The 22,784-nt window shown below is 64.7% G+C and carries 19 protein-coding genes; 5 read left to right on the top strand and 14 right to left on the bottom strand.

The window, feature by feature from the left end; genetic code table 11:
* Together VGE27_RS06800 and VGE27_RS06795 are read right to left on the bottom strand one after the other, a co-directional pair.
* Positions 1 to 180: hypothetical protein (locus VGE27_RS06800; protein WP_331048888.1), on the bottom strand; the 180-nt coding region annotated here is incomplete at its 3' end.
* 311 nt (positions 181 to 491) lie between these two features.
* Positions 492 to 686, bottom strand: a complete 195-nt coding sequence (locus VGE27_RS06795) for a hypothetical protein (protein WP_331048887.1) — start codon at positions 684 to 686, stop codon at positions 492 to 494.
* A gap of 143 nt (positions 687 to 829) precedes the next feature.
* Between VGE27_RS06795 and VGE27_RS06790 the strand changes: the two genes are divergently transcribed.
* Positions 830 to 1,066: a hypothetical protein gene (locus tag VGE27_RS06790; RefSeq protein ID WP_331048886.1), complete on the top strand. Its 237-nt coding sequence runs from the start codon at positions 830 to 832 to the stop codon at positions 1,064 to 1,066.
* A 21-nt stretch (positions 1,067 to 1,087) separates the two neighbouring features.
* On the opposite strand, the gene VGE27_RS06785 is transcribed toward VGE27_RS06790, so the two are convergent.
* Genes VGE27_RS06785 through VGE27_RS06775 form a run of 3 tightly spaced genes read right to left on the bottom strand, consistent with a single transcriptional unit; the run spans position 1,088 to position 4,450 of the window.
* Entirely contained in the window at positions 1,088 to 1,621 is a 534-nt protein-coding gene (locus VGE27_RS06785; protein WP_331048885.1) for a DUF421 domain-containing protein, read from the bottom strand.
* Positions 1,622 to 1,658: 37 nt separating this feature from the next.
* Complete coding sequence (ligD, locus tag VGE27_RS06780) at positions 1,659 to 3,524, bottom strand: DNA ligase D (RefSeq protein ID WP_331048884.1); 1,866 nt, start codon at positions 3,522 to 3,524, stop codon at positions 1,659 to 1,661.
* Entirely contained in the window at positions 3,521 to 4,450 is a 930-nt protein-coding gene (locus VGE27_RS06775) for a Ku protein (protein ID WP_331048883.1), read from the bottom strand. Before VGE27_RS06775 ends, ligD begins: the two co-directional genes overlap by 4 nt.
* A 216-nt stretch (positions 4,451 to 4,666) precedes the next feature.
* Between VGE27_RS06775 and VGE27_RS06770 the strand changes: the two genes are divergently transcribed.
* A complete protein-coding gene (locus tag VGE27_RS06770) occupies positions 4,667 to 5,137 on the top strand; it encodes a hypothetical protein (RefSeq protein WP_331048882.1) in 471 nt (156 codons plus the stop codon).
* A gap of 62 nt (positions 5,138 to 5,199) precedes the next feature.
* Here the strand turns inward: VGE27_RS06770 and VGE27_RS06765 are convergent, their stop codons facing one another.
* Positions 5,200 to 6,114, bottom strand: coding sequence for a LysR family transcriptional regulator (locus tag VGE27_RS06765; RefSeq protein WP_331048881.1), 915 nt, complete (start codon positions 6,112 to 6,114; stop codon positions 5,200 to 5,202).
* Positions 6,115 to 6,275: 161 nt separating this feature from the next.
* On the opposite strand from VGE27_RS06765, the gene VGE27_RS06760 reads away from it, so the two are divergent.
* Positions 6,276 to 7,598, top strand: coding sequence for a DUF1343 domain-containing protein (locus tag VGE27_RS06760; RefSeq protein ID WP_331048880.1), 1,323 nt, complete (start codon positions 6,276 to 6,278; stop codon positions 7,596 to 7,598).
* A gap of 58 nt (positions 7,599 to 7,656) precedes the next feature.
* On the opposite strand, the gene VGE27_RS06755 is transcribed toward VGE27_RS06760, so the two are convergent.
* From VGE27_RS06755 to VGE27_RS06740, 4 genes are all read right to left on the bottom strand, one after another.
* A complete protein-coding gene (locus tag VGE27_RS06755) occupies positions 7,657 to 8,592 on the bottom strand; it encodes a sirohydrochlorin chelatase (RefSeq protein ID WP_331048879.1) in 936 nt (311 codons plus the stop codon).
* A 5-nt stretch (positions 8,593 to 8,597) separates the two neighbouring features.
* A complete protein-coding gene (locus tag VGE27_RS06750) occupies positions 8,598 to 10,790 on the bottom strand; it encodes a TonB-dependent receptor (protein WP_331048878.1) in 2,193 nt (730 codons plus the stop codon).
* A complete protein-coding gene (locus VGE27_RS06745) occupies positions 10,787 to 11,851 on the bottom strand; it encodes an HmuY family protein (protein WP_331048877.1) in 1,065 nt (354 codons plus the stop codon). The genes VGE27_RS06750 and VGE27_RS06745 overlap by 4 nt, the downstream gene beginning before the upstream one ends.
* 97 nt (positions 11,852 to 11,948) lie before the next feature.
* Entirely contained in the window at positions 11,949 to 12,236 is a 288-nt protein-coding gene (locus tag VGE27_RS06740; protein WP_331048876.1) for a hypothetical protein, read from the bottom strand.
* A gap of 196 nt (positions 12,237 to 12,432) precedes the next feature.
* On the opposite strand from VGE27_RS06740, the gene VGE27_RS06735 reads away from it, so the two are divergent.
* Positions 12,433 to 13,308 carry a hypothetical protein gene (locus VGE27_RS06735; protein ID WP_331048875.1) on the top strand — a complete coding sequence of 292 codons (876 nt, stop codon included), beginning with the start codon at positions 12,433 to 12,435 and terminating at the stop codon, positions 13,306 to 13,308.
* On the opposite strand, the gene VGE27_RS06730 is transcribed toward VGE27_RS06735, so the two are convergent.
* The 3 genes from VGE27_RS06730 to VGE27_RS06720 form a co-directional block, all read right to left on the bottom strand.
* Positions 13,286 to 15,460 carry a hybrid sensor histidine kinase/response regulator gene (locus tag VGE27_RS06730; protein ID WP_331048874.1) on the bottom strand — a complete coding sequence of 725 codons (2,175 nt, stop codon included), beginning with the start codon at positions 15,458 to 15,460 and terminating at the stop codon, positions 13,286 to 13,288. The two genes, VGE27_RS06735 and VGE27_RS06730, sit on opposite strands and share 23 nt — an antisense overlap.
* A 102-nt stretch (positions 15,461 to 15,562) precedes the next feature.
* A complete protein-coding gene (locus VGE27_RS06725; protein ID WP_331048873.1) occupies positions 15,563 to 16,348 on the bottom strand; it encodes a sulfite exporter TauE/SafE family protein in 786 nt (261 codons plus the stop codon).
* Between the two features lie 54 nt (positions 16,349 to 16,402).
* Positions 16,403 to 16,771 carry a DUF423 domain-containing protein gene (locus VGE27_RS06720; RefSeq protein ID WP_331048872.1) on the bottom strand — a complete coding sequence of 123 codons (369 nt, stop codon included), beginning with the start codon at positions 16,769 to 16,771 and terminating at the stop codon, positions 16,403 to 16,405.
* 73 nt (positions 16,772 to 16,844) lie between these two features.
* On the opposite strand from VGE27_RS06720, the gene VGE27_RS06715 reads away from it, so the two are divergent.
* The gene (locus VGE27_RS06715; protein WP_331048871.1) at positions 16,845 to 20,408 is read left to right on the top strand and encodes an amidohydrolase family protein; all 3,564 of its coding nucleotides are present in this window, start codon (positions 16,845 to 16,847) and stop codon (positions 20,406 to 20,408) included.
* A gap of 83 nt (positions 20,409 to 20,491) precedes the next feature.
* On the opposite strand, the gene VGE27_RS06710 is transcribed toward VGE27_RS06715, so the two are convergent.
* The gene (locus tag VGE27_RS06710) at positions 20,492 to 22,699 is read right to left on the bottom strand and encodes a S9 family peptidase (RefSeq protein ID WP_331048870.1); all 2,208 of its coding nucleotides are present in this window, start codon (positions 22,697 to 22,699) and stop codon (positions 20,492 to 20,494) included.
* Between the last annotated feature and the right edge of the window lie 85 nt (positions 22,700 to 22,784).

The raw sequence follows: 22,784 nt of genomic DNA, 5'->3' as shown, positions 1-22,784 counted from the left end.
AGCCGATTCCTGCGCTTGGCGCTCGGCGCGAAGAAATTGCGTCAGTTCCGTATCCGATGCGAACGGACGAAGTGATTGCTTGGAAGATGCTTGTGCTTGTGCTCTTGCCGAGACCATGATCAATAGGCCGATGGTCAAGAGCCGGCAATGACGTGTAACAGAAGGCGAAAGAGGAATCATCGATCACAATCCGCAATTGGTGAGGGATTCGACGAGCACGTTAACCGATATCCCATCTTCTTGCCGTTTCGTCCTACGTATCATTTGTCATATCGAAGACCAAGGCCTATGGCTTCGCTCTCTCCGTCACGTGAAGCGTGCCATCCGTCCATTGATACTCGATCTCCGGCCTGATGGATTCGAGAATCGTGAGCACCTCCGGTCGCACCCGAGCGACCAGCGGCCCCGCGACCTACGGCCAGAAGGAGAATGACGTGAACAACGGACAATAGAGACCTTGAAGACTCCCGGTGCCAATCAGGGTCGGTCGATCAGGGCTCTTCTGACGGGACTGTTGGTGTGCCTTGCCCGATCATGCTGCGAATGCCCATGGCGACCTGGTCGAGGAACGGCCGCTCCCACGTCTGCTTGGCCGTGAGCCACAGGGAACCGAGCAGCGCGGCCTGCTCGGCGTCGCGGCAATGAAGGAGCGGACCTCCGTCCTGCAAATCCACGACATAGCGCATCCGGACACTCCTGGAACGGGGAATCCCTACAGCCATTGGTCTTGATGTTGATACCCATCAGCCAGGGGCAGGTGTCCGCCTATATTGTGGGCGACCCGAGTCACCCCTCGGTCCCCAGTCGCCCTCGAATCTGCCGAGCCTTCATGGCGCACCTGTTTCGCATCACCGACGTTCGCTGGACCGATCCCGACACGGGCCCCGACGCGATGGGCAGGACTGGCCCGCGCGAGATGGCCAGCGTTGAAGCGGAGTGCCGCAGCTGCAACTACCCGTTCTCGGCGTCATCCATGAACCGCTGGCTGTCCGTGAACGGCACCAGCGCTGTCGTCATGTGCCCCAAGTGCCACATGACCGAGGTCATTTCGGGGTCACCGGACTAAGCCGACCACGCCGGGACATGTTCACGGCACACCGCGTTGCCGGTCGGTGACGGGTGTATCGTCCGGATCGAACTTCACGACACTGAAGTTGCCATCGGGTTCGAGGAAACATCGGCGCACCTCCCGCACGTCACTGATGCCGTGCTCCCGTAGCTGCTGATAGATGTCATCGCGCGTGAGCAGCTCCTGGCGCATGTTGCGGAACTGGAGCTGCCCGTCTTTCACCAGCAGTCGCGGCGGTTCGTGAAAGAGATGACGGAATACCGGCCAGTGAAACGCGAGTTTGTCGAGCGCATAGTTCCAGAAGAACAGCGTGCCGACCAACACGGCACCTTCGGTCAATGAGTTGTACTCGGCCGACATGCCGTTCTGCGCGGCGTCGGCGATCATGATGAGCACCAACATGTCCGCCGAATTGAGGGCGCCCTTCTGTCGGGGCAGGATGCGCATGAGCAACAGGACGCCGATGTACATGGCACTGCCGCGCAAAAACAGTTCGGCCAGGCCGACCGTTGGCGTGAACATGGCGTGCCAATCGATGTGCAGAGGAGACATTGGCGAAGCGCACGGAAGGGTGGTGGCTCAGAAGAAGTCAGTCGGGTGTGGCGCCCAACTGTGCCAGCATGGATCGCGTGATACGCTGCCTGGTGTGGGCGTAGTCCGCCCACGGGTCTTCGCGTTGCTCGTCCAGCCATTGGGCTACCGATCCGATATGCAGTGAGGCCGGATCGTCGAGCATTTCGAGAATGTCCCAGTCTATTGGTACCGACACGGGCAGTCCCGGGCGCGCCCGCACGGAAAACGCCGATACTGTGCTTGATCCACGGCCATTGCGCAGATAGTCCACGAAGATCCGCTTCACGCGGTTCTTCGGGCCCGACTTGGCCACGAAGATCCCGGGCAGGGTGCGTGCAGCATGATTGGCCACGGCCCGTGCGAACCCCTTGAGATACTCCCAGTCTTCGCGGGGGGTGAGCGGCACGATCACATGCAGGCCCGCACCGCCAGTGGTTTTCACAAAGGCCCGAAGATCGAGCGCGCCGAGGAGCTCGCGGATGAGCGTCGCGGCCCGTCGCACGTGATCAAAAGGCAGGGCGGTATCGGGGTCGAGATCGAAGATGAGACGGTCGGGGCGCTCGATGCGCCTCTCGGTGGCATTCCAGGTGTGCAGCTCGATAGTGCCCATCTGCACCGCGCTCACCAACGCATGGGCACTGTCGATGGCCAGCAGTGGTGGGTGCTCCGGATCGAGAGCGGCAGGCAGCAGTCGCACGCCGGGCATGACACGAGGATCGGCATGCTTCTGAAAGAACGTGCCGCCGCCCACGCCGTCCGGTGCACGCAGAAGGGCCACCGGTCGGTGCGCGAGATGCGGCAGGAGGAATGGGGCGATATCGCGATAGAACTGCGCGAGGTCACCCTTCGTGGCACCGCTTGCGGCATCGATCACCCGATCGGCATTGGTGATGCGCACATCTTCCATGGTGTCGTCTCCGGGCAGTGTACGGACGGGAGCACTGCGGCGCACGCTGTGCGTGGTACGGTCTGGCCTGATCCCGACGAACGATGCTTTGCGCACCATGCCCGCAGCGGTGAATCCTGCATGCTCGACGTCCACCACCAGCGTAGGTGTCACCCATTGCACGCCGCGTGCATCGGCGGGCCTGGCGGGTAGCGGCATCTCATCGGCATGCAGCCTGCGCAGTGAAGCAGAGAGATCGGCCAGTGTGCGGTTGGAGAACCCGGTCCCCACTTTGCCGATGTAGCGCAGCGCCTGGCCTTCGCGCACGGCGAGCAACAACGCGCCCAGCCCCGCGCGCGACCCTTTGGGCGACGTGTAGCCCACCACGATGCCTTCCTGCCGGTTCGCGAAGGTGAGCTTGATCCAGTGATTGCTGCGGCCCGAGACATAGGTCGAACCGGAGCGTTTGCCGATCAATCCTTCGTAGGATCCTTCTCGTGCCGCCTCGAGCAGTGCGGCGGCATCTCCGTCGACCCAGGTGCATGGGACGATCAGCGGCGACCGGTTGCGGGTGAGCAAATCGGTCAGCAATGCCCTTCGCACTTCGATGGACATGCCCCGCACGTCGCGGCCGCCGGCAAAGGGCAGGTCGAATACCACGTAGCGGATGTGGGTCTCGTCGCCGCGCGAGAGGGCATCCTGCAGCGCGCCGAAGTGCGAGACGCCGGCGGTGTCGAACACCACGATCTCGCCATCGAGGTAGGTGCCCCGTCGCCTCAAGTTCGCCAGGGCCTTGGCCAGTCGGCCGAGCTTCCCCGTGTAGTCGACGCCGTTGCGCGTGTGCAACTGCACGACTGCCCCATCGAGACGCGCCAGCAGGCGATAGCCGTCGAGCTTGATCTCGTAGTGAAACTCGCCGGCGGGTGGACTGGACACCCAGGTGGCGAGCATCGGTTCGAGCTGGGACGGTAGTGCCCCGCGCGGCGTGTCGTTCACGCGGAACGCCGGGTTCGTTTGGCCGTCTTGGTGACCTTCTTGGTGGACGTCTTGCGCGATGGGGTCTTGGTGGCGGACTTCTTGCGCGGCGTCGTTTTCGGCGAGGTCGACTGGCGGGTACTCGCCGGCACCGCACGCAGGCTGTCTTTGAGCAGCGCCGTAAGCTCCGCGGTAGACGTCGGCGCGGGCAGTCGCTTCTGTGTGGACGTGCCGCCATCGTCGATGACATGCGTCTTGCCTGACTTCACTTTGCGGGCGATGAGACCTTCCACGTCTTCGCGAAACCGGTCGTGATAGTCGGCCGGCTCCCAGTCGACAGTCATCTCGCCGATGAGCTTCTCCGCCATCTGCAGCTCGCGCGCCGTGAGCGCTTCGGATTTTCCGCCGGCGGGCAGATCCAGTGAGCCCGCATCAATCACCTCATCGGCCCACCGGAGCGTATTGAGCACCAGCAGCTTGCCCAGCGGCACGATCGCCGCGAGATGTTCCTTGGTGTGCAGCACCACCTTGGCAATCCCGATCTTTTTGCTGCGCAGCAGGGACTCGCGCAGCAGCGCGTACACCTTGGCGCCCCGTTTCTCCGGCGCGAGGTAATACGGTGTCTCGAGATACAGGAATGGCACCGATGTCCCATCCACAAACGCCACGATATCCACCGTCTGCGTGGACTCGGCGTTGGCGCTCTTGATCTCCTCGTCGGAGAGCATCACGTAGTGCCCCTTCTCGTACTCGAAGGCGCGCACGATGTGCTCATTGTCGACGTCCTTGCCGGTGGTCTTGTTGTACTTGCGGTAACCGATGGGGTCGGCCGAGCGCTTGTCGACGAGGTCGAAGCTGAGCCCACGATGTGCTGATGCGGCGTGCAACACCACGGGGATGTGCACGAGGCCGAAGCTGATGGCGCCCTTCCAGATGACACGTGGCATATGACGATGAGCTTGCAAGGGGCAGGCCAATGCGGGATTCCGTGATCGGGGGCACCAGATCCCGCGCGTGAATAGCGCACACTCATGCGATACACGTCGCATTCCGATTTGTTGTGGCCTGCTTGCTGCACGCAAAACCGATGGACGGAGCGAACCCGCACCGTCGGTGTATCGCCAGTGCTTCACAATTCAGGAGGCCAGGTCATGAGACACCCCATGGAACCAATGCATCGTTCGGGCAGTTTGCTGCTGGTCGCATTTGCCCTGGTGATGATTCAGGTGAAGGTCCTGCCGGCGCAGGCATTGCCGGCCTCACAGGTCATTCGCGACTCGGCGGCCGGTGTGCTGGTGCCCGAGGATACATCCAGTTCAGCCCGGTTCAATCGTCTGATGGCTTCGGTGGAGCGCATCGGATTGCCCACCGCCCGCCCGGATCCGACGCTGAACGCCCGGCACTTCATGCTGGTGGACGTACGTCCATTGCTGACCGGTGAGAACCGGGCACTGCTGAACGAGGCGCTCAAGAAGCAGGAGCGTGAACTGACGGCATTGCGCAGCGCCCTGCAGGCGCACTTCGAGCTGCGTGATGCATTGGTCGCCAGGAACGTGCCCATGTCGCACGTCATCGCCGTGGATGCGCTGACATCGGCTGGTCATGCCACGGTGTACTACTTGCCACCGCAGTAACGTTGTCGAGCGACGTGGCATCACGCGACGGGCCACGCGATTTGTTCCGCGTGGCCCGCTGATCAACCTTTTCGCTTGCGCGCCGCCTTCCGTGTCACACGCAGACGGTCGATGAACGCACGCAACGCCGCCGATGCCTGACGTTTCTGCGGGTAGTGCAGGTAGAAACCCGGGAACGATGTGCAGTAGTCCTGGAGCATGGGGACCAAGCTACCCTGGGCCAGGTCATCCTTGACGTGAAAGTCGAACAGCATCGCCAGGCCGACCCCTTCACGTACCATGCGCAACAGCATGTTGCCGTCGGTAGTGAGCAGGCGTGAGCGCACGGCCACCGAAAAATCACGGCCGTTCTCCGTGAACTCCCACCGATACGGTGGCGCATCGGACGACGGATGCCAGTTGATGCAGGCATGAGCCGCGAGATCGCGCGGGTGCATGGGCATGCCATGTTGTGCCACATACGCCGGCGTGCCCACCACCACCAGCCGTAAATCGCCTGACACGGGCACGGCGATCATGTCGCGATCGATGACTTCGCCCAACTGGATGCCGGCATCGAAGCCTCCCGCCACGATGTCCACAGCCGCGTCTCCCACCGTGATGTCGAGCTCGATGTTGGGATGTGCATTCAGGAACGACGCCAACACCGCGCCACTCAAAAACCCATCGGCAGCTCCCCCGGCGTACAAGCGCAGGCGTCCGCGGGGAGCATCGCTGAACTCGCCGATGGCGGTCAGGGCACTCCGAACATCGTCGAGGGCGGGGCGTACAGCGGCGTAGAGGCGCTCACCCACGTCCGTCAGTCGGGCGCTCCTCGTGGTGCGCTGAATGAGCGCCACGCCAAGACGGTCTTCGAGACGGCGCAGCGACTGACTCACTGCGGACCCGGTCACCCCCAACCGATCGCCGGCAGCTCGCAGGCTACGGTGTTCGGCGACGGCCACGAACACGTTCAGGCTGTCGAGTTCATCAGGCATTCGTAAGGATGGTCTCTTCGGGCAGACATGGCCAGCCGGGGTCCTGCAGACAGTTGTGCGACGAGTGATCGGACGATAGGCATAGAGACGTTCCTGGAAGGCGTTCCTCCCTCGTGCGAGGAGCGCCTTCCGGTCCTTGCCTCCCGCCCCAGAGTCTCGCCGTGTCTCCACGTTTCGTCACCACCGCATCACGGCTTCTGCCGCCGCTGGCCGCTGCCCTGATGCTGGGCATTGCCGCCACTCCCGAGCGTCTCCCCGCGCAGGCTGCTGCCGCGCGTACGCCGGCCCGCGCGCCGCTGGTCATGGGTGCAGACCGCCTGTTCACCGAGTACGGTCAGCTCATCCGCGGCAAGTCGGTGGCGCTCGTGTCCAATCACAGCGGTCGCCTGGCTGATGGCACGCACCTCGCCGACGCCCTGCACTCCGGTGCCGGCAAGCAGCTTGGTGTGCGTCTCAAGGCGCTGTTCGGCATGGAGTACAACATCCGCAGCAACGACTATTCCCTCGCACGCGATCCTGAGCATGCGGTGGACAGTGCGACGGGTGTGCCCAAATACAGCCTCTACGGCGAGATTCACAAGCCAACGCCGGAGATGCTGGAAGGCGTGGAAGTGATCGTGTACGACATTCAGGAAGTGGGCGCGCGCTTTTACGAGCACGTGAACATCCTGGGCTTCGTGATGGAGGCAGCCGCCGAAAAGAAGATTCCGGTGGTGGTGCTCGATCGTCCCAATCCGCTCGGTGGACGTGGTGCCGATGGCTTCGTGGCCGACACCGCGTCGTTCTATCGCTTTGGTTCGTACACGGCCATTCCGGCGTTGCACGGCATGACACCGGGCGAACTTGCGCGCTTCTACGACGGCGAGCGTCTGCTGCGCGGCGGCGTGAAGGGTACCGTGCATGTGGTGCCCATGAAGGGGTGGACGCGCGACATGTGGTTCGACGACACCGGACTGCCGTGGAGCAAGCCGTCGCCGAATCTCGTCGCGTTCTCGTCGCTGGTGGCGTATGCCGGCACCTGCCTGTTCGAATCGCTCAACCTCTCCGAAGGCCGGGGCAGCGACAATCCGTTCGAGTTGATCGGTGCGCCGTGGCTCGACAATCAGCGTGCGGTGGCGATGCTCAATGGGCTCAACCTGCCCGGCACGCGCTTCACAGCGGAGCAGTTCACGCCCACGCAGCGTCCATTTCATGGGCGTCCGCCGGCCTTCTCTGGTCAGTCGCTGGCGGGCATTCGATTGCATGTGACGGATCGTGCCACGTTCAAGCCGTATCGCGCCGGTGTGGCGCTCATGTGGGCGGTGAATGCCCTGCATGCCGATAAGCTGGAGTGGAAAGACGCCGTGATCGATCGCCTGGCCGCTACACCACGCCTCAAGAGCATGATCGTGGCCGGCAACACGCCGCAGCAGATCTTTGCCGCGTGGACACCGGAGCTCACGCGCTTCCACCAGCGGGCCGACAAGTATCGCCTGTATCGCTGAGAACTGTTCGCAACGCAAAGACAAAGGCCCCGGACGGATGTCCGGGGCCTTTGCAATTTCAATGAGCCTTCTGCGCCGTCTTCGCGGGCGCCTTGCCGGCGTCGCGCACACGCATCTCCACCCAGCGTGACATCGCGTCGTGCGGCAGCAATGGTTCGCCCGAATACACCGACGGCGTGCCCTTGATGTCGGCCGGCACCTTGTCGCGGCTCACACTGCCCTTGGAAACCAGTACCGGCACCACGATCACTTCCTTGCCGGTCGCCATCTGCTGCAGGTCGATGAGTTCACGCACACGCTTCACCGCCTCGGCGCGCACCGCCGCGGGCGCGTCATCACGCACGAGCTCCACGCGCACATCGCGGAAGCCCGTCATCGCCTTCACCGTGTCGGCGACCTGACGCAGGTTCTCCATCCACGAGGCGTAGTCTTCGGCCGAGTTGGGGCCGTGACCGACGATCAGCAGGGCACGCTCCTTCGGATTCGGCGCGAGGGCCTTGGCACGGTCGGCCAGCACCTGGGCCACCTGCGGCGCGTTGTCCATCGCCGGCGTGACGATGATCGGCAGTGATGTCTTGGGCTTCTCGATGCCGGCCATGTGCAGGTGATGCGCCATCTCCTTGTCGAGTTCGATCGGCTCACCGGCGAGGTAGCGGATCTGGTCGTAGTGGCCGCTGTGGCTCGAGACCAGCATCGGCACGACGACGATGCGCGACACGCCCTTCGCTTCGAGCTTGGCGACCGCGTCCTGGAAGCGGGCCTGGGCTGCGCCGAAGCTCATGAGGAAGCTGACTTCGACCGGTACGTCGGTCTTGGCCTTGGAGGCCGCGTCCTTCACGAGGGCGTTCCACAGCGAGTCGCCGCCGTGGGCCACGACCACGACACCGGTCTTGCCGGCCTGTGCGGAGAGGGTGGTCGCGGAGAGCGTCATGGCCGCGAGGCCCATGACGACAGTCGCCGATGAACGGCGGAGAGTCGAACGGAAAGAAGACATGGCGTTCATCGCGCGGGGGTGCGGTTGAAGGTCCAGGAGAAGGACGTGTAGATGTGACGACGGTTGAAGCCAGCCCACTGCGCGGGCTGTGTGTCGAAGGCGTTGTCCACGCCCAGGACGAGTTCCGGGGCGCCCATGAGCGAACCCAGACGCCGCGCCGCGCGCAGGTCGAAGCGCGGGAAGGCATCGCGCCAGCCGGTGATGGCACCGGTGGTTTCATCGCGTGACATCGGTGTGCGGCCGGTGTACACGCCCGTCACGCTGAAGCGCACGTCGAGCAGGGCGGGGAGCCCCATGGTGGCGCGCGCCGAGAACTTCGGGCGGCTGAGCAGCTCACGGCCGGTCGCATCGTCACGCGTGGTCAGCATCGAGATGCTGCCTTCACCGCGGAAGCCGGCCAGCGCAAAGCCACTCTCCACATCCATGCCCTGCGTGGAGCCATCCGAGATGTTCGCGTACTGATAAATGGCCGGTTCACCGGGGCGGCTCACGGCCTGCGTCTCGATGAAGTCCACGAAGTCGTTGCGGAACGCCTGTAGGCGCACATAGCTGCGCGGTGTGGCCCACTCCGCGCCGCCCATGAAGTTCGTCGAGGATTCGGGGCGCAGATCGGGATTGCCGTTCACGGCGTAGCCGGCGCTGGAATTCACGAAGCGCATGTACAGCTCCTTGAAGTCCGGCGCGCGGAATCCCGTGCCGTACGACGCGCGCAGCGTGACGTGCTCACCCATGCGTTGACGCGCCGCGACGCGCGGCGTCATGTGCGTGCCCCACTGCGAACTCTGCGTGAGGCGCACACCCGGCACCACCGACAGGGTCGGGGTGAGCGCCGCTTCCATCTGCGCGTAGGGCTCGTACAGCGTGATGTTGCGACGGCCGCCAAGCACGCGCTCCGTTTCCACTTCGTCGCGGCGCACCTGCGTGCCCACGTCGAGCGCCACGGCATCGGTGAGTCGGCCGTTGTAGATCGCGTCGAGCTGGTACACACTCTGGATCTGCCGCGAGCCCGTGTCGCCGGCGATCGGTCGCGTCTCGGAGCTGGCGCGCTGCAGGTGATCGTAGTGCGAGCCGGACACGGTGAGACTCACCCGATGACGACGCGCAGCATCCGGTGACATCGTGCCGTTGAGGCGACCACTCCACTGCCGGTTGTCACCGAAGTTGTAGAGCGAACCGGCCAGCCAGCGCTGACGTTCGTCGAGACCCAGCACACTGGCCTCGAGCGACTTGCCGCTGTCGGGGGCATAGCGGAGCTTGGCCGCCACATCGCTGCGTGCGGTCAGCGCGCCAGCCGTCCCCGACATGCCCGGCGTCATTTCTGTTTGACGGCGCGAGAAGTCGGTGGTGGCACTCAGCGCGCCCTGTGAAAACGTCAGGTTGGCTGCGCCATCGGTGCGGGCCTGCGAGCCGAACGTGCCTCGCACACCCACACCATAGAATGCGCCATCGTTCTTGGGTGCCGTGCGGGTGATGATGTTCACCACACCGCCCATCGCATCCGTGCCATACAGCGTGGACTGCGGGCCGCGCACCACTTCCACGCGCTCGATCATCGTCACGGGAATGCGTGAGATGTCGAACACGCCCGAGATGCGACCGGCGACCGGCTGGCCATCGAGCAGCACCAGCACCCGCTCGGAGCCAATGCCTTGCAGCATGACTCCCGTGCCGGCCGGATGACCACCCTGCAGTTCGATGCCGGTTTGCTCGAGCAACACCGCGGCGATATCCGTGGCGCCGGTGCGCTCGATATCGGCGCGGCTGATCAGCTCTGTAGTGACGACGGCGTCCTTGAGGCGCTGTTCACGCCGGGCGGCGGTGACCACGACCTGGTCGAGTGCGAGCGGCGTCGCGTCGAGCGCGATGGTGCGTTCCACCTTTTGATCATCGGCCACATCAATGGTGACGCTGGAAACGGCATACCCCAGCACACGCGTCCGTACGGCGTAGCGGCCCGGACGTACGCGCGGAGCATGCCAGGCACCACGCGCATCCGTGCGCAGTGTCAGTGTGTCAGGGCCAAGCAACTGCACTTCCGCACCAGCGATCGCATGACGGTCGGAAGCGTCAACGACACGCCCGGATGCGGAACCGGGGCCGGGCAACAGCGCAAAGGCCGAAGCCGATGGCGCGAGCAGGCATGCGCCACCGGCAACGAGGAAGGTCAACCACGACACGGTCTTCGGGACGGTCTTCATTCGGACAGCTGCGCGTACCGGAACGTGACGACGCGCGGACTGCCGGTGGCGCTGTAGTAGTTGATGATCTGCAGCTTGTACGTGCGCGTGCCGCGACGGATCAGGTACACGTCGAACGTCGGCGAAATGCGATTGTCGCCGGCGAGGTTGTAGCGATAGTAGCGCGCAGTGTTGAAGATCCCGGCGTAGACGTCGGCGCGGTACGCGTTGGCGACCGTGCTGGCCGGTGTGGCCGTGGCGAAGGTGAAGTCGGTGATCTTGGCGGCGGCCGACTTGCCCGGACCGCTCGCACCACCGTTCACGCGCACCGTGTAGCCATCGAAGCGCAGCTCCCAATCGGTGGCGCTCGTCGTCACCTGACCGGTGTTCAGGTCGAAGTTCTTGGCACCGGACGCGACATCGATCTGCGCCGTGCGTGTCGCGCCGAACGCCGCGTCGGCGTTGCCGGCGAGTGTGTATTCAATGGTGACGGTGCCGGGCGATGCGGCTGTCGGCGTGGTGAGCGCCGTGACGTGCACCTTCGCGAAGCCGGTGCTGTCCGCGTAGCGCACGAAGAACACCGAGTCGGGGCTGGCCGTCGCGGTGGTGCCACTGCCGCGATAGATGCCACTGACCGCCGGGGTCAGCTGATCAGAAACGAAGGTCGCGCCCGACGGTGTGCGGGTGAGCGAATCGAACGTCGCCTTCTCGCCCGCCGGCGTCATCGCCAGCCACTCGGTGTTGCTCGGATTGCGCGCCGTGTTCTGACAGACGCAGAAGCCTGTCACGCCCCCGGGACCAGCCTGACCGCCGTTCAGCATGACGTTGGTGGCGTTGAACGCGATGTCCCATGCCGAGGACTGTCCGCTGGTCGGGGTCGGCGTCACCACGGCGCTGTCGGCCAGGCTGACGTACACCCACTGCGTGGTCGCATCGACGGTGAAGGCGCCGCCGGCGGGAAGCGGGGCCGACGTGACATCGCTGGTGGAGCAGGCGGCCACCGTCGCGGCGGCAGCGGCAAGGGCGAGGAGGCGGCCGATGGGGCGCCAGACTCGCCGGGCGTTCAGGATCATCATGGACATCGCTCGAGCTAGATGAGAATCGTTCTCGTTTAGTGCAACACGAGAAGTCTAGTCGAGATTGCAGACACAATCAATCGGAATTGACCGACGATGCGGCCTAGGACCCCCCAGCCGCCCGGAGAAATCGCTCGGCCAGCTGCTCCAGACGGTCGTCCCGATCGGTCTGCGCCTGCGCCAGGATGAGACGCACCTCCGGCACCAGCTCCGGTGAACCCCATGGCAGACCCGTCGCGTCTTCCGCCCCTACCGTGTCACCGGCCCGCGCGCCCGCCAGCAACGCCTTGGCGGCGGCGGCCGGAAACTCCACTGCATCCCGCGGTGGCAGATCGTAGTCCGGACGTTGCTCCGGCGGGCCGGCATCCTCGTTCACAAAGGCACGTGACATGCCGGAATCTCGCCCAGGCAAGGATGTGACGAAAGCGTCGCATGCAGAGTACCCCCGAATGCTGCACTTTCTCTGAAACCTGTTCCAGGACTGCGCACGTAGAGGGTGACTCAATCGCACCATCGTGCTGCGACGCTGCCGATGATTGCAGTCATTCAGAATTGCGGCGCAGCTGAACTCTTGTCTTGAGGCATCGATGTCCCATTCCTTGCGTCTCGCCACCGCGTCGATCAGCGTGGCAATCCTTTCCACCTCACTGTCTGCACAGGCAACTCGCACGCCGGCGCAGGCCGCGGCACCTCGCGCAATGGCCACCGCGTCCATTCCGGCCGTTGCGGGCGCCAACGTCGTCTCCGTGGTCGCCAACGACTACGCCTTCGACATGCCCGCCAGCATCCCGGCCGGCCTCACGACCATGCGGTTCGTGAACAAGGGTAAGGAGCTGCACCACCTCTATCTGGTGAAGGTGGAGAAGGGCAAGAAGCCGGATGACGTGCTGGCCTGGTTCAAGTCCGGTGGCCCGCCGCCGGCGTGGATGAAGCCCGTGGGTGGCCCCAATGCATCGGCCACCGAGACGGTCTTCACCAGCACCCTTGAAGCCGGTGAATACGTCGCGCTGTGCGTGATTCCGAGCCCGGGCGGACCGCCGCATGTCATGAAGGGCATGATCAAGGCGCTCACGGTCACGCCGTCGACGAACAAGGCGCCGGCGCCCACCGCCGATGTCACGCTGACGCTCTCCGACTACGACTTCGCGTTTTCGAAGCCGCTCGCGCCGGGCAAGCATATCATTGCCGTGAAGAACACGGGCAAGCAGCCGCACGAGTTCTTCCTCGCCAAGTTGCTGCCGGGAAAGACGCCGATGCAGATGGCGCAGTTCGCCGAGAAGCCGGAAGGCGCACCGCCGGGCATCCCGTTCGGTGGTATCACCGACATCCTGCCGGGTGCTACGGTCTACCTGTCAGTGGATGTGCCGGCTGGCGAGTACGCGATCATCTGCTTCACGCCGGATGGCAAGGACGGCAAGCCGCACCTCGCACATGGCATGATCAAGCAGGTGTCGGTGAAGTAAGATCGGCAATCGCGTCCATCAGCAGCTGACGCGGCACCGGTTTGTCGAGCACATGCGCAATACCCAGCGCATGTGCTCGCGCCGTAGTGGCATCGTCGAGATAGCCACTCACGAGCACGATAGGCGGCGCATGCGGCAGCGTCTGAACGGCTTCCGCGAGCTCGAGACCGCTCATGCCCGGCATGGTGAAGTCAGTGATCACCACGTCGTAGCGCGCCGGGTCAGTGCGTAGCACCTCGAGTGCCGATGCGGCGGAGGGATGTGCCTCCACCTCACACGACGAATGACGCAGGATGCGACTCACCGCATCGCGCACATGCTCGTCGTCATCCACGAGCAGGACCCGCACACCTCGCCCGCGCCCGCCCGCCACGCCGACACCATCGTTCAACCGGGGTGAGGCAATCGGTGCACGCGGCAAGGTCACCGTCACCGTGGTGCCTTCGCCGGCGCGGGATGTCATGGCCAGCTTGCCGCCCAGTGTCTCCACGATGCCGTGCACCACGGACAGTCCCATGCCTGTGCCTTCACCGACAGGGCGTGTGGTGAAGAACGGCTCGATGGACCGCTCGAGCACCTCAGGGGCCATGCCCACGCCGTTGTCGACAATCGTCAGGGTGATATCGGCTTCCACGCGCGCCACGCGTACGCGCAGCTCCGATCCCTGTGTCGCCATCGCATGCAGGCCGTTGCTGGCGATGTTCACCACCAGTTGATGCAATTCCGTGGGGTCGGCCAGTACATCGGTCTCGCCGCGCGGCAGCTCCACCACGATATGCACGTGGGGCGGTGTTTGCGGGCGCAGCAGCTGCACCACTTCGCGCACCGTGTCCACCACCGACACCACCCGCGGCTCCCGCGTTTGACGCCGTGCGAACTGCAGTACGCGACGCACCAATGACGCGCCGCGCTGTGCAGCCGTTTCGATGGCCGTGAGGTCCTCCTGCAACGTCTCCTTGCCGTCGGCCTGCTGACGCGCCAATTGCGCATAGCTGCTCACCGCGGCAAACACGTTGTTCAGGTCGTGTGCCACGCCACCGGCCAACGTGCCCAGCGATTCGAGGCGACGGTTCTGCGCCAGCGCCTGCTCGGCCAGGTGCCGCCGCGTGACATCGACCGCAAGACCGCGACCGCCGCCCATCACGGCGGCATCACCGTCCCCACGCGAGAGCACCTCGCCGCTGATGGCGAGCCAGTGAATGGCCCCGTCGGCCGCACGTACACGAAGCTCGAGATCTCCAAGTGCCTGGCCCGACGTCGCCGCTCGCCGCGCAGCGGCAATCGCCATCGCGCGATCCTCCGCGAGGACGAGGGACAGCGCCCGTCGGCCGATCACCGATTCATGCGGCAGCTCGAGCAAGTCGAATCCCGATTGCGAGCAATAGCGCATGCGCCCCTGGGCATCGACCTCCCACACGATGCCCAGCGACTGATCGGTCACGCCCCGCAGCCGTCGTTCCGCCGTCTCGCGCGCTGCGGTAGACCGCCGCAGCGCCGCCGCGACCACCACCGCGAGAATCGTGAGCAGGATGCTACCGACCAACAACACCGCCGATGTGTTGGTTGATCGACGGCTGCGTGCCGTGAGGCGGTCGGCGCTCACTGTCATCGCGTCGCGCGTGACACGCGTGAGGTTGGTGAGCGCTACATAGGTGGACTCACGTCCGCGGAAGGCGGCCATCGCCGCGCTGCCTTCACCTGTGGTGAGGCTGCGCGAGGCGTAGTGCTGCCGGCGATACATGTTCCACAGGCGCTGCAGTGAACCGGACTGCTCGGCATCGGACGGTGACGCCGAGAGCGCGGTGACACGGACCAGTGCCGTCTCGCAGCGTTCGCGCAGCATCTCCAGCGAGTCGACATGCACACCGCTCCACGATGGGCCGCCGCTCAGAGCGAGGCGTGCCTCCTGCTGCCGAAAGTCGCGCAGGCCATCCTGCAGCGCACCAAGGCTGGCGGTACGGGAGATCCACGAGTCGGCGAGTGACTGTGCATCATTGCCGATGCGCACCAACTGGCGGGCCACGATCACATTCAGCGTGATGGCCAGCACGCCAATACTCACCGCAGCAATGAATCCCGGGCTCGCCAGCCAGCCCGGACGCTGCTCTTCCGACCCAGACACACGTCGCCACAGGGATTGCCAAGAACTCATGGCGCCAAAGAAAGGTGCATGACCACCCTCGCGCCAGTGTACTGCGGGCACATCATCGTACAGGTGCAAGCATCATGCACCGCGAGATGCGAAACGTTTGCCCTATCGTGTGAGAAACAACCAGAGCGCGCTGGCGAATCCGATGCAGGACACCGCGGCACGCACCCACGACTGTGGCACGCGTTGCGCGAGGCCGGACATGAGATACCCACCCACACTCGAACCAATTGCCATCACCAGTCCGATGGGCCAGTTGACCAATCCCATCACCGCAAATGTGATCGCCGCCACACCGTTGAAGCAGAGGCCGTTGAAGTTCTTGAGGCCGTTCATCTGATGAATGTTTGTCAGCCCCATCAGACCGAAGACGGCGAGCATGACAATGCCTGCTCCAGCACCGAAATATCCGCCGTAAGTCCCTACCGCGAACTGCGCGAGCAGCATGGCCATACTGGGATCGATGGGCCGCTCGCCGTCACCTTCCGTGATCATGCGCTTGCGCAGCCAGCGCATCACCGGCCCCTGGACCACGAACAACACCGTCGCACTCAGCACGAGCCACGGCACGATGGTGCGAAAACGCTCTTCGCTGGTCACCAGCAGCAACCATGCCCCGAGACATCCGCCAAGCACACTCGGAATGGCGAGGCGGAGCGCCCATCGCTCCGCGCCAACCAGCTCACGGCGATAGCCCAGCATGCTGGCCAGTGAGCCGGGCCAGAGCGCCACGGTGCTCGTGGCATTGGCCGAGACGGCGGGGATACCCATACCCAGCAGGGCAGGGAAGGTGAGCAGCGTACCGCCGCCGGCGATGGAATTGGCGGCGCCGCTCACGACGGAGACCGCGGCAATCGCGCCCAGCTGCACCGCACTGACGGCAACCGTCATCGGCAGGAGGGCACGGGGGTGGAGTCCGGAGCGTTCAGGGGTTGGCCGTGACGATCAGATGTTGCGCGCCGTAAGCGCGAGGCAAATCCAGCCCAGGATGAAGCACACGCCGCCAATGGGCGTGATCATCGCCAATACGCGCGTTCCCGTGAGCGTGTAGCCGTACAGGGAGCCCGAAAAGAGCACTGTGCCGGCGACGAACAGCCATCCGCTGGCGTTGGTCAGCGAACCGGGCCAACGGCTGGCCGCCCACGCCACCGCGATCAGTGCGAGGGCATGGTACATCTGGTAGCGCGCCGCCGTCTCGAATACCTCGAGCTGCCGCGGTTCGAGCTTCGCGCGCAGGCCGTGGGAGCCAAAGGCCCCGGCCGCCACGCTGATGGCGCCGGAGAGCGCCCCGATCATGAAGAAGAGTCTGTCCATTCCAGATAATCTAAGGACACGAATGAGGGTGTCCCATCGTAGAATTCGGTGTTGGCCACTTCCTGGAGATTGCATGACAGTTCCCGTCCCACCCCGTACCGCTCGGCCTCTACCGGCAGCGGCTCGGAACACGCTCGCACCGGCTGTCGTGGCCGCGGCACTGGGTGTCGCAGGCCTCGTCGCGCCGGCTGCCTCATTGAGCGCGCAAGGCACCCCGGCCGCGCCGACTGCCGCCACGCTCCCCCTCAAGACCGCCCGTACCCACACCTTCACCACGACCAAGGGTACGTGGATGTCGGTGGACGTGTCGCCCGATGGCCAGCAGATCATTTTCGACCTGCTCGGCGACCTGTACACGCTGCCGATTGGCGGCGGCAAGGCGACCCGCCTGACCAGCGGCATGGCCTACGACGCGCAGCCGCGCTTCTCGCCCGACGGCAAGAAGGTGGTGTTCATCTCCGACCGCTCCGGCGGCGAGAACGTGTGGCTGATGTCGCTCGACAAGAAGGACACCACGCAGCTCACGCGCGGCAACAACAACATGTACGTGTCGCCGGAGTTCGATCCGGACGGCAAGTACGTGATCGTCTCCCGCGGCGGTGGCCTCGGTGGCGCCGCCAAGCTGTGGATGTATCACGTCGATGGTGGCAACGGCGTGCCCCTGTCCATCCTGCCGGCCCCCGCGGCCACCCAGAAGCAGTTGGGGGCCGCATTCGGTTCCGGTGGTCGCTACCTGTGGTACGCCACGCGCACAGGGGACTGGCAGTACAACGCCATCGGACCGCAGTACCAGCTGGCCGTGTGGGATCGTGAAACCGGCCGTGCCTCGCAGATGACCACGCGCTTCGGGTCTGGTGCGCGTCCCGCGCTGTCGCCCGATGGCACATGGCTGGTGTATGCCACGCGCTTCGAGACCAAGACTGGTCTGCGCATCCGCAACCTGCAGACGCAGCAGGAAGAGTGGCTGGCGTTCCCGGTACAGCGTGACGACATGGAATCGCGCGCGCCGATGGACGCCTATCCGGGTTACAGCTTCACGCCCGATTCCAAGGCCATCGTGGTGACCTACGGCGGCGAGATCTGGCGCGTACCGGTCGATCGCTCAAACCCGACCAAGATCCCGTTCGAAGCAGAAGTGAAGCTCGAGATGGGACCGGAGGTGAAGTTCGCCTACAAGATCGACACGACGGCGACTTTCACGTCGCGACAGATTCGCGATGTGCAGCCGTCGCCCGATGGCAAGCAGCTCGCGTTCGTGGCGCTGGATCGTGTGTGGACGATGAACGTGGCGGACAACAAGCCGGCACGTGTCTCCAATGCCACGGTGGGTGAGTTCAGCCCGGTGTGGTCGCCCGATGGCAAGTCGATCGCCTACGTGACGTGGGAAGACAGCCGCGGTGGTCAGATCATGCGCGCTGATGTCGATGGCACGCGTGGCTGGCGCACGCGCACGCTGTCCACCATCGGCGGCTTGTACACCGACCTCGCGTGGGCGCCCACGGGCAATCGCATCGTGGCGACGCGTGCGGCGGCGCGTGAAGTGCAGGAAGCTGGTGCCGCGTTCTTCGGACCGGCGGCGGCCGATCTCGTGTGGGTGCCGGCCACCGGTGGCGCGGCCACACTGATCATGCCTGCGGGTGGCATCAACACACCGCACTTCACCAAGGACAGCACGCGCATCTTTGCGTACAGCGGTGGTGGCGGCCTGCAATCGTTCCGCTGGGACGGCACCGATCTCAAGACACACCTGCGTGTCACGGGTCCGCTGCCGCCGGGCGCTGGTGCCAATCTCGACGCGGCGCTTGTCGCGAAGGAGTCGCAGTTCAACTTCGGCGGCCGGTCGGCGCGGCCGGTTGGCGCTGGCACGCACCTCGACGACGCGGAGCCGTCACCGCCGCAGGCCCCGCCCGCCGCGATGATTCTCATGGCGCCGAGTGGTGATCAGGCGCTCGCCATGGTCGGTATGGACTTCTATACCATCACCGTGCCGCAGATCGGTGCCACGGCGCCCTCGGTGAGCGTGGCGGATCCGCGGAGTGCCGCCGTGCCGGTGAAGAAGCTCAACACGGTGGGTGGTGAGTTCGGCACGTGGTCGGCGGATGGCAAGAAGATCCATTGGGCCCTGGGCAACGCACTCTTCACGTACGACCTCGATCGGGCCAAGGTGGTCGAGGATTCGCTCAAGGAAGACGATCGTCGCAAGGCGCGTCTGCGCGCCGACACCACGAAGGCGGTGAAGGACAGCATCACGCGCGCCGACTCCATCGCGAAGGCCGATACCACCAAGAAGACCCCGCCGGGTTACAAGCCGGCCGAGACGCGCATTGCCGTGTCGGCCACGCGTGACGTGCCGCGTGGTGTGGTGGTGTTCCGTGGGGCCAAGGCCATCACGATGAAGGACAAGGAGATCATCAACAACGCCGACATCGTGGTGCGCGACCAGCGCATCGTGGCCGTCGGCGCACGCGGTAGCGTGACGATCCCCGAGGGCGCGAAGATCATCGACGTGGCGGGCAAGGTGATCATGCCGGGCATGGTGGATACGCACTATCACCCGCAGTGGCTCACACCCAACGTGCACAGCACGCAGACGTGGCAGTATCTCACCACACTGGCGTATGGCACGACCACCACGCGCGATCCGCAGACGGCCACGACGGACTTCCTGTCGTATGCTGACCGCGTGGAAAATGGCGACATGATCGGCCCGCGTATCTACACCACGGGCCCCGGCGTCTTTGCGGGTGAACAGGTGCGGGACCTCGACCATGCGCGCGACGTGCTCGCACGCTATGCGAAGTACTACGACACCAAGACGCTCAAGATGTACATGAGCGGCAATCGCCAGCAGCGGCAGTGGATCATCATGGCGGCCAGGGAGCTGGGCATCATGCCCACCACCGAAGGCGGGCTCGATCAGAAGCTCAACATCACCCACGGCATCGATGGCTATCCGGGCATCGAGCACACGCTGCCCATCACGCCGAAGTTCGACGACATCTTCGAGTGGTACAAGGGCACGCAGGTGGTGAACTCACCAACGCTCATCGTGGAGTACGGTGGCCCGTTCGGTGAAGGCTGGTTCTATCAGAGCGAAGACCTGATGAGCGACACCAAGCTGCGTCGCTTCACGCACCCCGTGGACTTCGATACCAAGGTGCGCCGCCGCGGTGCGGGCAATGCGCCTGGACCGGCGGGCTTTGCGGTGAAGGAGGAATACGCCATGTGGCAGCACGCGGAAGACCTCAAGACCACCGTGGAGCGTGGCGGACGCATTGGCATCGGCAGCCATGGCCAGTTGCAGGGGCTGGGCATGCACTGGGAGCTGTGGCTGGTGCAGTCGGGTGGCATGAGCACGCACGATGCGCTGCGTTCGGCCACCATCGTTGGCGCGGAAGCCATCGGCCTGGGCTCGGAAATTGGCTCGCTCGAAGTGGGCAAGTTTGCGGACCTGCTGGTGCTCGACAAGGACCCGCTCGAGAACATCCGCAACAGCAACACCATCAACATGGTGATGGTGAACGGCCGCCTGTTCGACGGCAACACGCTCGATGAGGTGTATCCGCGGCAGAAACCGCTGATGCGCCAGCCGTGGACGTACACGGCGCCGAGCGCGGCGGCCGGTGTGAAGCCGTAACGCTGCGGAAGCGTGCAATGCACACGGGGCCTGCCGTCAGATCGACGGCAGGCCCCGTGGTGTTTCAGGCACACTGATGCGGCTTACTTCGGGCCGATCTGAAATTCCTTCGGCGGTGTGGCACCCATGAGGTGCTGCACGAAGTAGTCCCAGCGACGACGCATCATGTAGTTCGACGCAGCGCCAAAGCCATGCGCCGCATTCGGAATCATGATGAGATCGAAGTCCTTGCCGGCCTTGATCAGTGCGTCGACCACCAGCAGCGTGTTGTCGGGCGGCACGTTGTCGTCCAGGGTGCCGTGCGCGAGCATCAGCTTGCCCTTGAGATTCTTGGCCAGCGTCTGGTTGGCTTCGGCGTCGTAGTTGTCAGTCGCGCCGTTGCGCGTGAGCAGGCCGTGATAGCGCTCGCCCCAGTCGTCTTCGTAGTTGCGGTTGTCGTGATTGCCCGACTCCGCGATGCCCACCTTGAAGAAGTCCGGATAGCGGAACAGCGCACCGGCCGTGGCAAAGCCGCCGCCGGAGTGGCCCCACATGCCCACCCGGTCGAGGTCGATGAAGCGGTACTTCGCCGCCAGTTCCTTCATGCCCGCGATCTGATCGGGGAGCGTGTTGTCGCCCATGCGGCCGTAGTACGCGTCATGGAAGGACTTGGAGCGCATCGGATTGCCCGTGCCGTCGATGGACACGACGATGAAGCCCAGCTCCGCCAGTGCCTGATTGTCGCGTACAGCCGGTGAAAACTGACGGCTACCCACCGAGCCACCCTGCGGACCCGGGTAGATGTAGTTGATGATCGGATACTTGCGCGTGGAATCGAGCTTGGTCGGCGTCCACATGAGACCATACAGGTCCCACTTGCCGGCGCGATCCTTCACCGTGATGCGCGTGGGCGGCTTCCAGCCCGTCGCGGTGAGCTTGCTGATGTCGCCGGTTTCGAGGGTCGCCAGTGACTTGCCCGTGCGCGCATCGCGCAGCAGCGCCGTCTGTGGCAGATCGGGGCGCGACCAGCTGTCCACGAACCGCGCGCCGTCGGGTGACAGCGAGATGTTGTGATCACCGTCTTCGGGGGTGAGCAGCGTGAGGCCCTTGCCGTCCATCCCGATGCGATAGAGATGACGGAAATACGGATCGCGTCCCTTCTCCTTGCCCGATGCCGTGAACCAGATCGTGCGGGCCTTGGCGTCGATGCGCTCGATGCCCAGCACACCACCGTCACCCGTCGTGATCTTGTTCTTGAGGGTGCCCGTGTTGAGATCATACAGATAGAGCTGACCCCAGTCGTCGCGCTCGGAAAACCAGATCACTTCGTTGGAAGCCGGCAGCACGCGCCAGTTCTGGTCGCCGTCGCCGCTTTCGAACTGCGTGGCCACTTCCTCGCGCAGCACATCGCGCACTTCACCCGACGCCGCATCGGCCACGCGCAACGTGGCGATCTTGTGATCGCGGGAGTTGGAGAGGAACGCCACCTTCGAGCCGTCAGGATACCACTCCACGTCGGCCAGCTTGCCGCCGCAGGCGATGTGATCACACACCGAGCTGCGATGTTCATCAGGACCCATGCGGAAGCGCACCACCTTGGGTGCGGCACTCAGGTCGATCACCACGCGATGGATCATCGACACCACCGAGTCGCCGGGCAGCGGATACTTCCACGCCATCAGCTCGGGGTGCCCCACCTTGGTGCGTACCAGGTACATCTCGCCCACGTTGCGCTGGTCCTGCTGGAACGTGGCGATCTTCTTCGAGTCGGGCGACCACATGAGCAGCGCGCGGTTCGAATGCACCCAGCCCGCGTTGTCGGTGGCGTACCCGAAATCCTTGATGCCGTCGGTGGTGAGCTGTGTCTCCTGATTCGACGCCACATCGCGCACCCACAGGTTCCAGTCGCGGATGAACGCGGCCTTGGTACCGTCGGGCGAAAGCACTTCAGGAGCACGCCCACCGGCGCGCGGGGCACCCGGTGGACCACCCGGAGCCGGCGCAGGCGGGCACACGGTGCCCGCCGCGGTGCAATTGGTTTTGGCACCCTTGGCGTCCACCAGAATCATCGGCGTCGAGCCATCGGGCTGCCGCACGCGGTAGGTGAAACGCCCGTCAGGCAGCCACGTGGGCTGCACGCCGGTGTTGGACACCAGCAGGCTGGTATTGAAGCCCAGGTACTTCTCGGCGCGGGCGTAGTCGTCAGCGGTGACGGTACGGGTCTGGGCGCCAAGGGACGCCAGCGGGGCCACTGCGACCACCGCGGCGGTGACGGCTGCGTGGGCGGCCATCCGGGGGGTAGAACGACGCATCGGCAATGGGGGTGGGGGAAAACGTTCGCTGGAAGTTGCCGCGAACGGTCTCGGCAGGGAATGCCTTGACGATTGGAGGCCGAGT

It is taken from the genome of Gemmatimonas sp., from assembly GCF_036405635.1.
GTDB lineage: Bacteria > Gemmatimonadota > Gemmatimonadetes > Gemmatimonadales > Gemmatimonadaceae > Gemmatimonas.
This window is presented reverse-complemented; position numbering and strand designations above follow the sequence as displayed.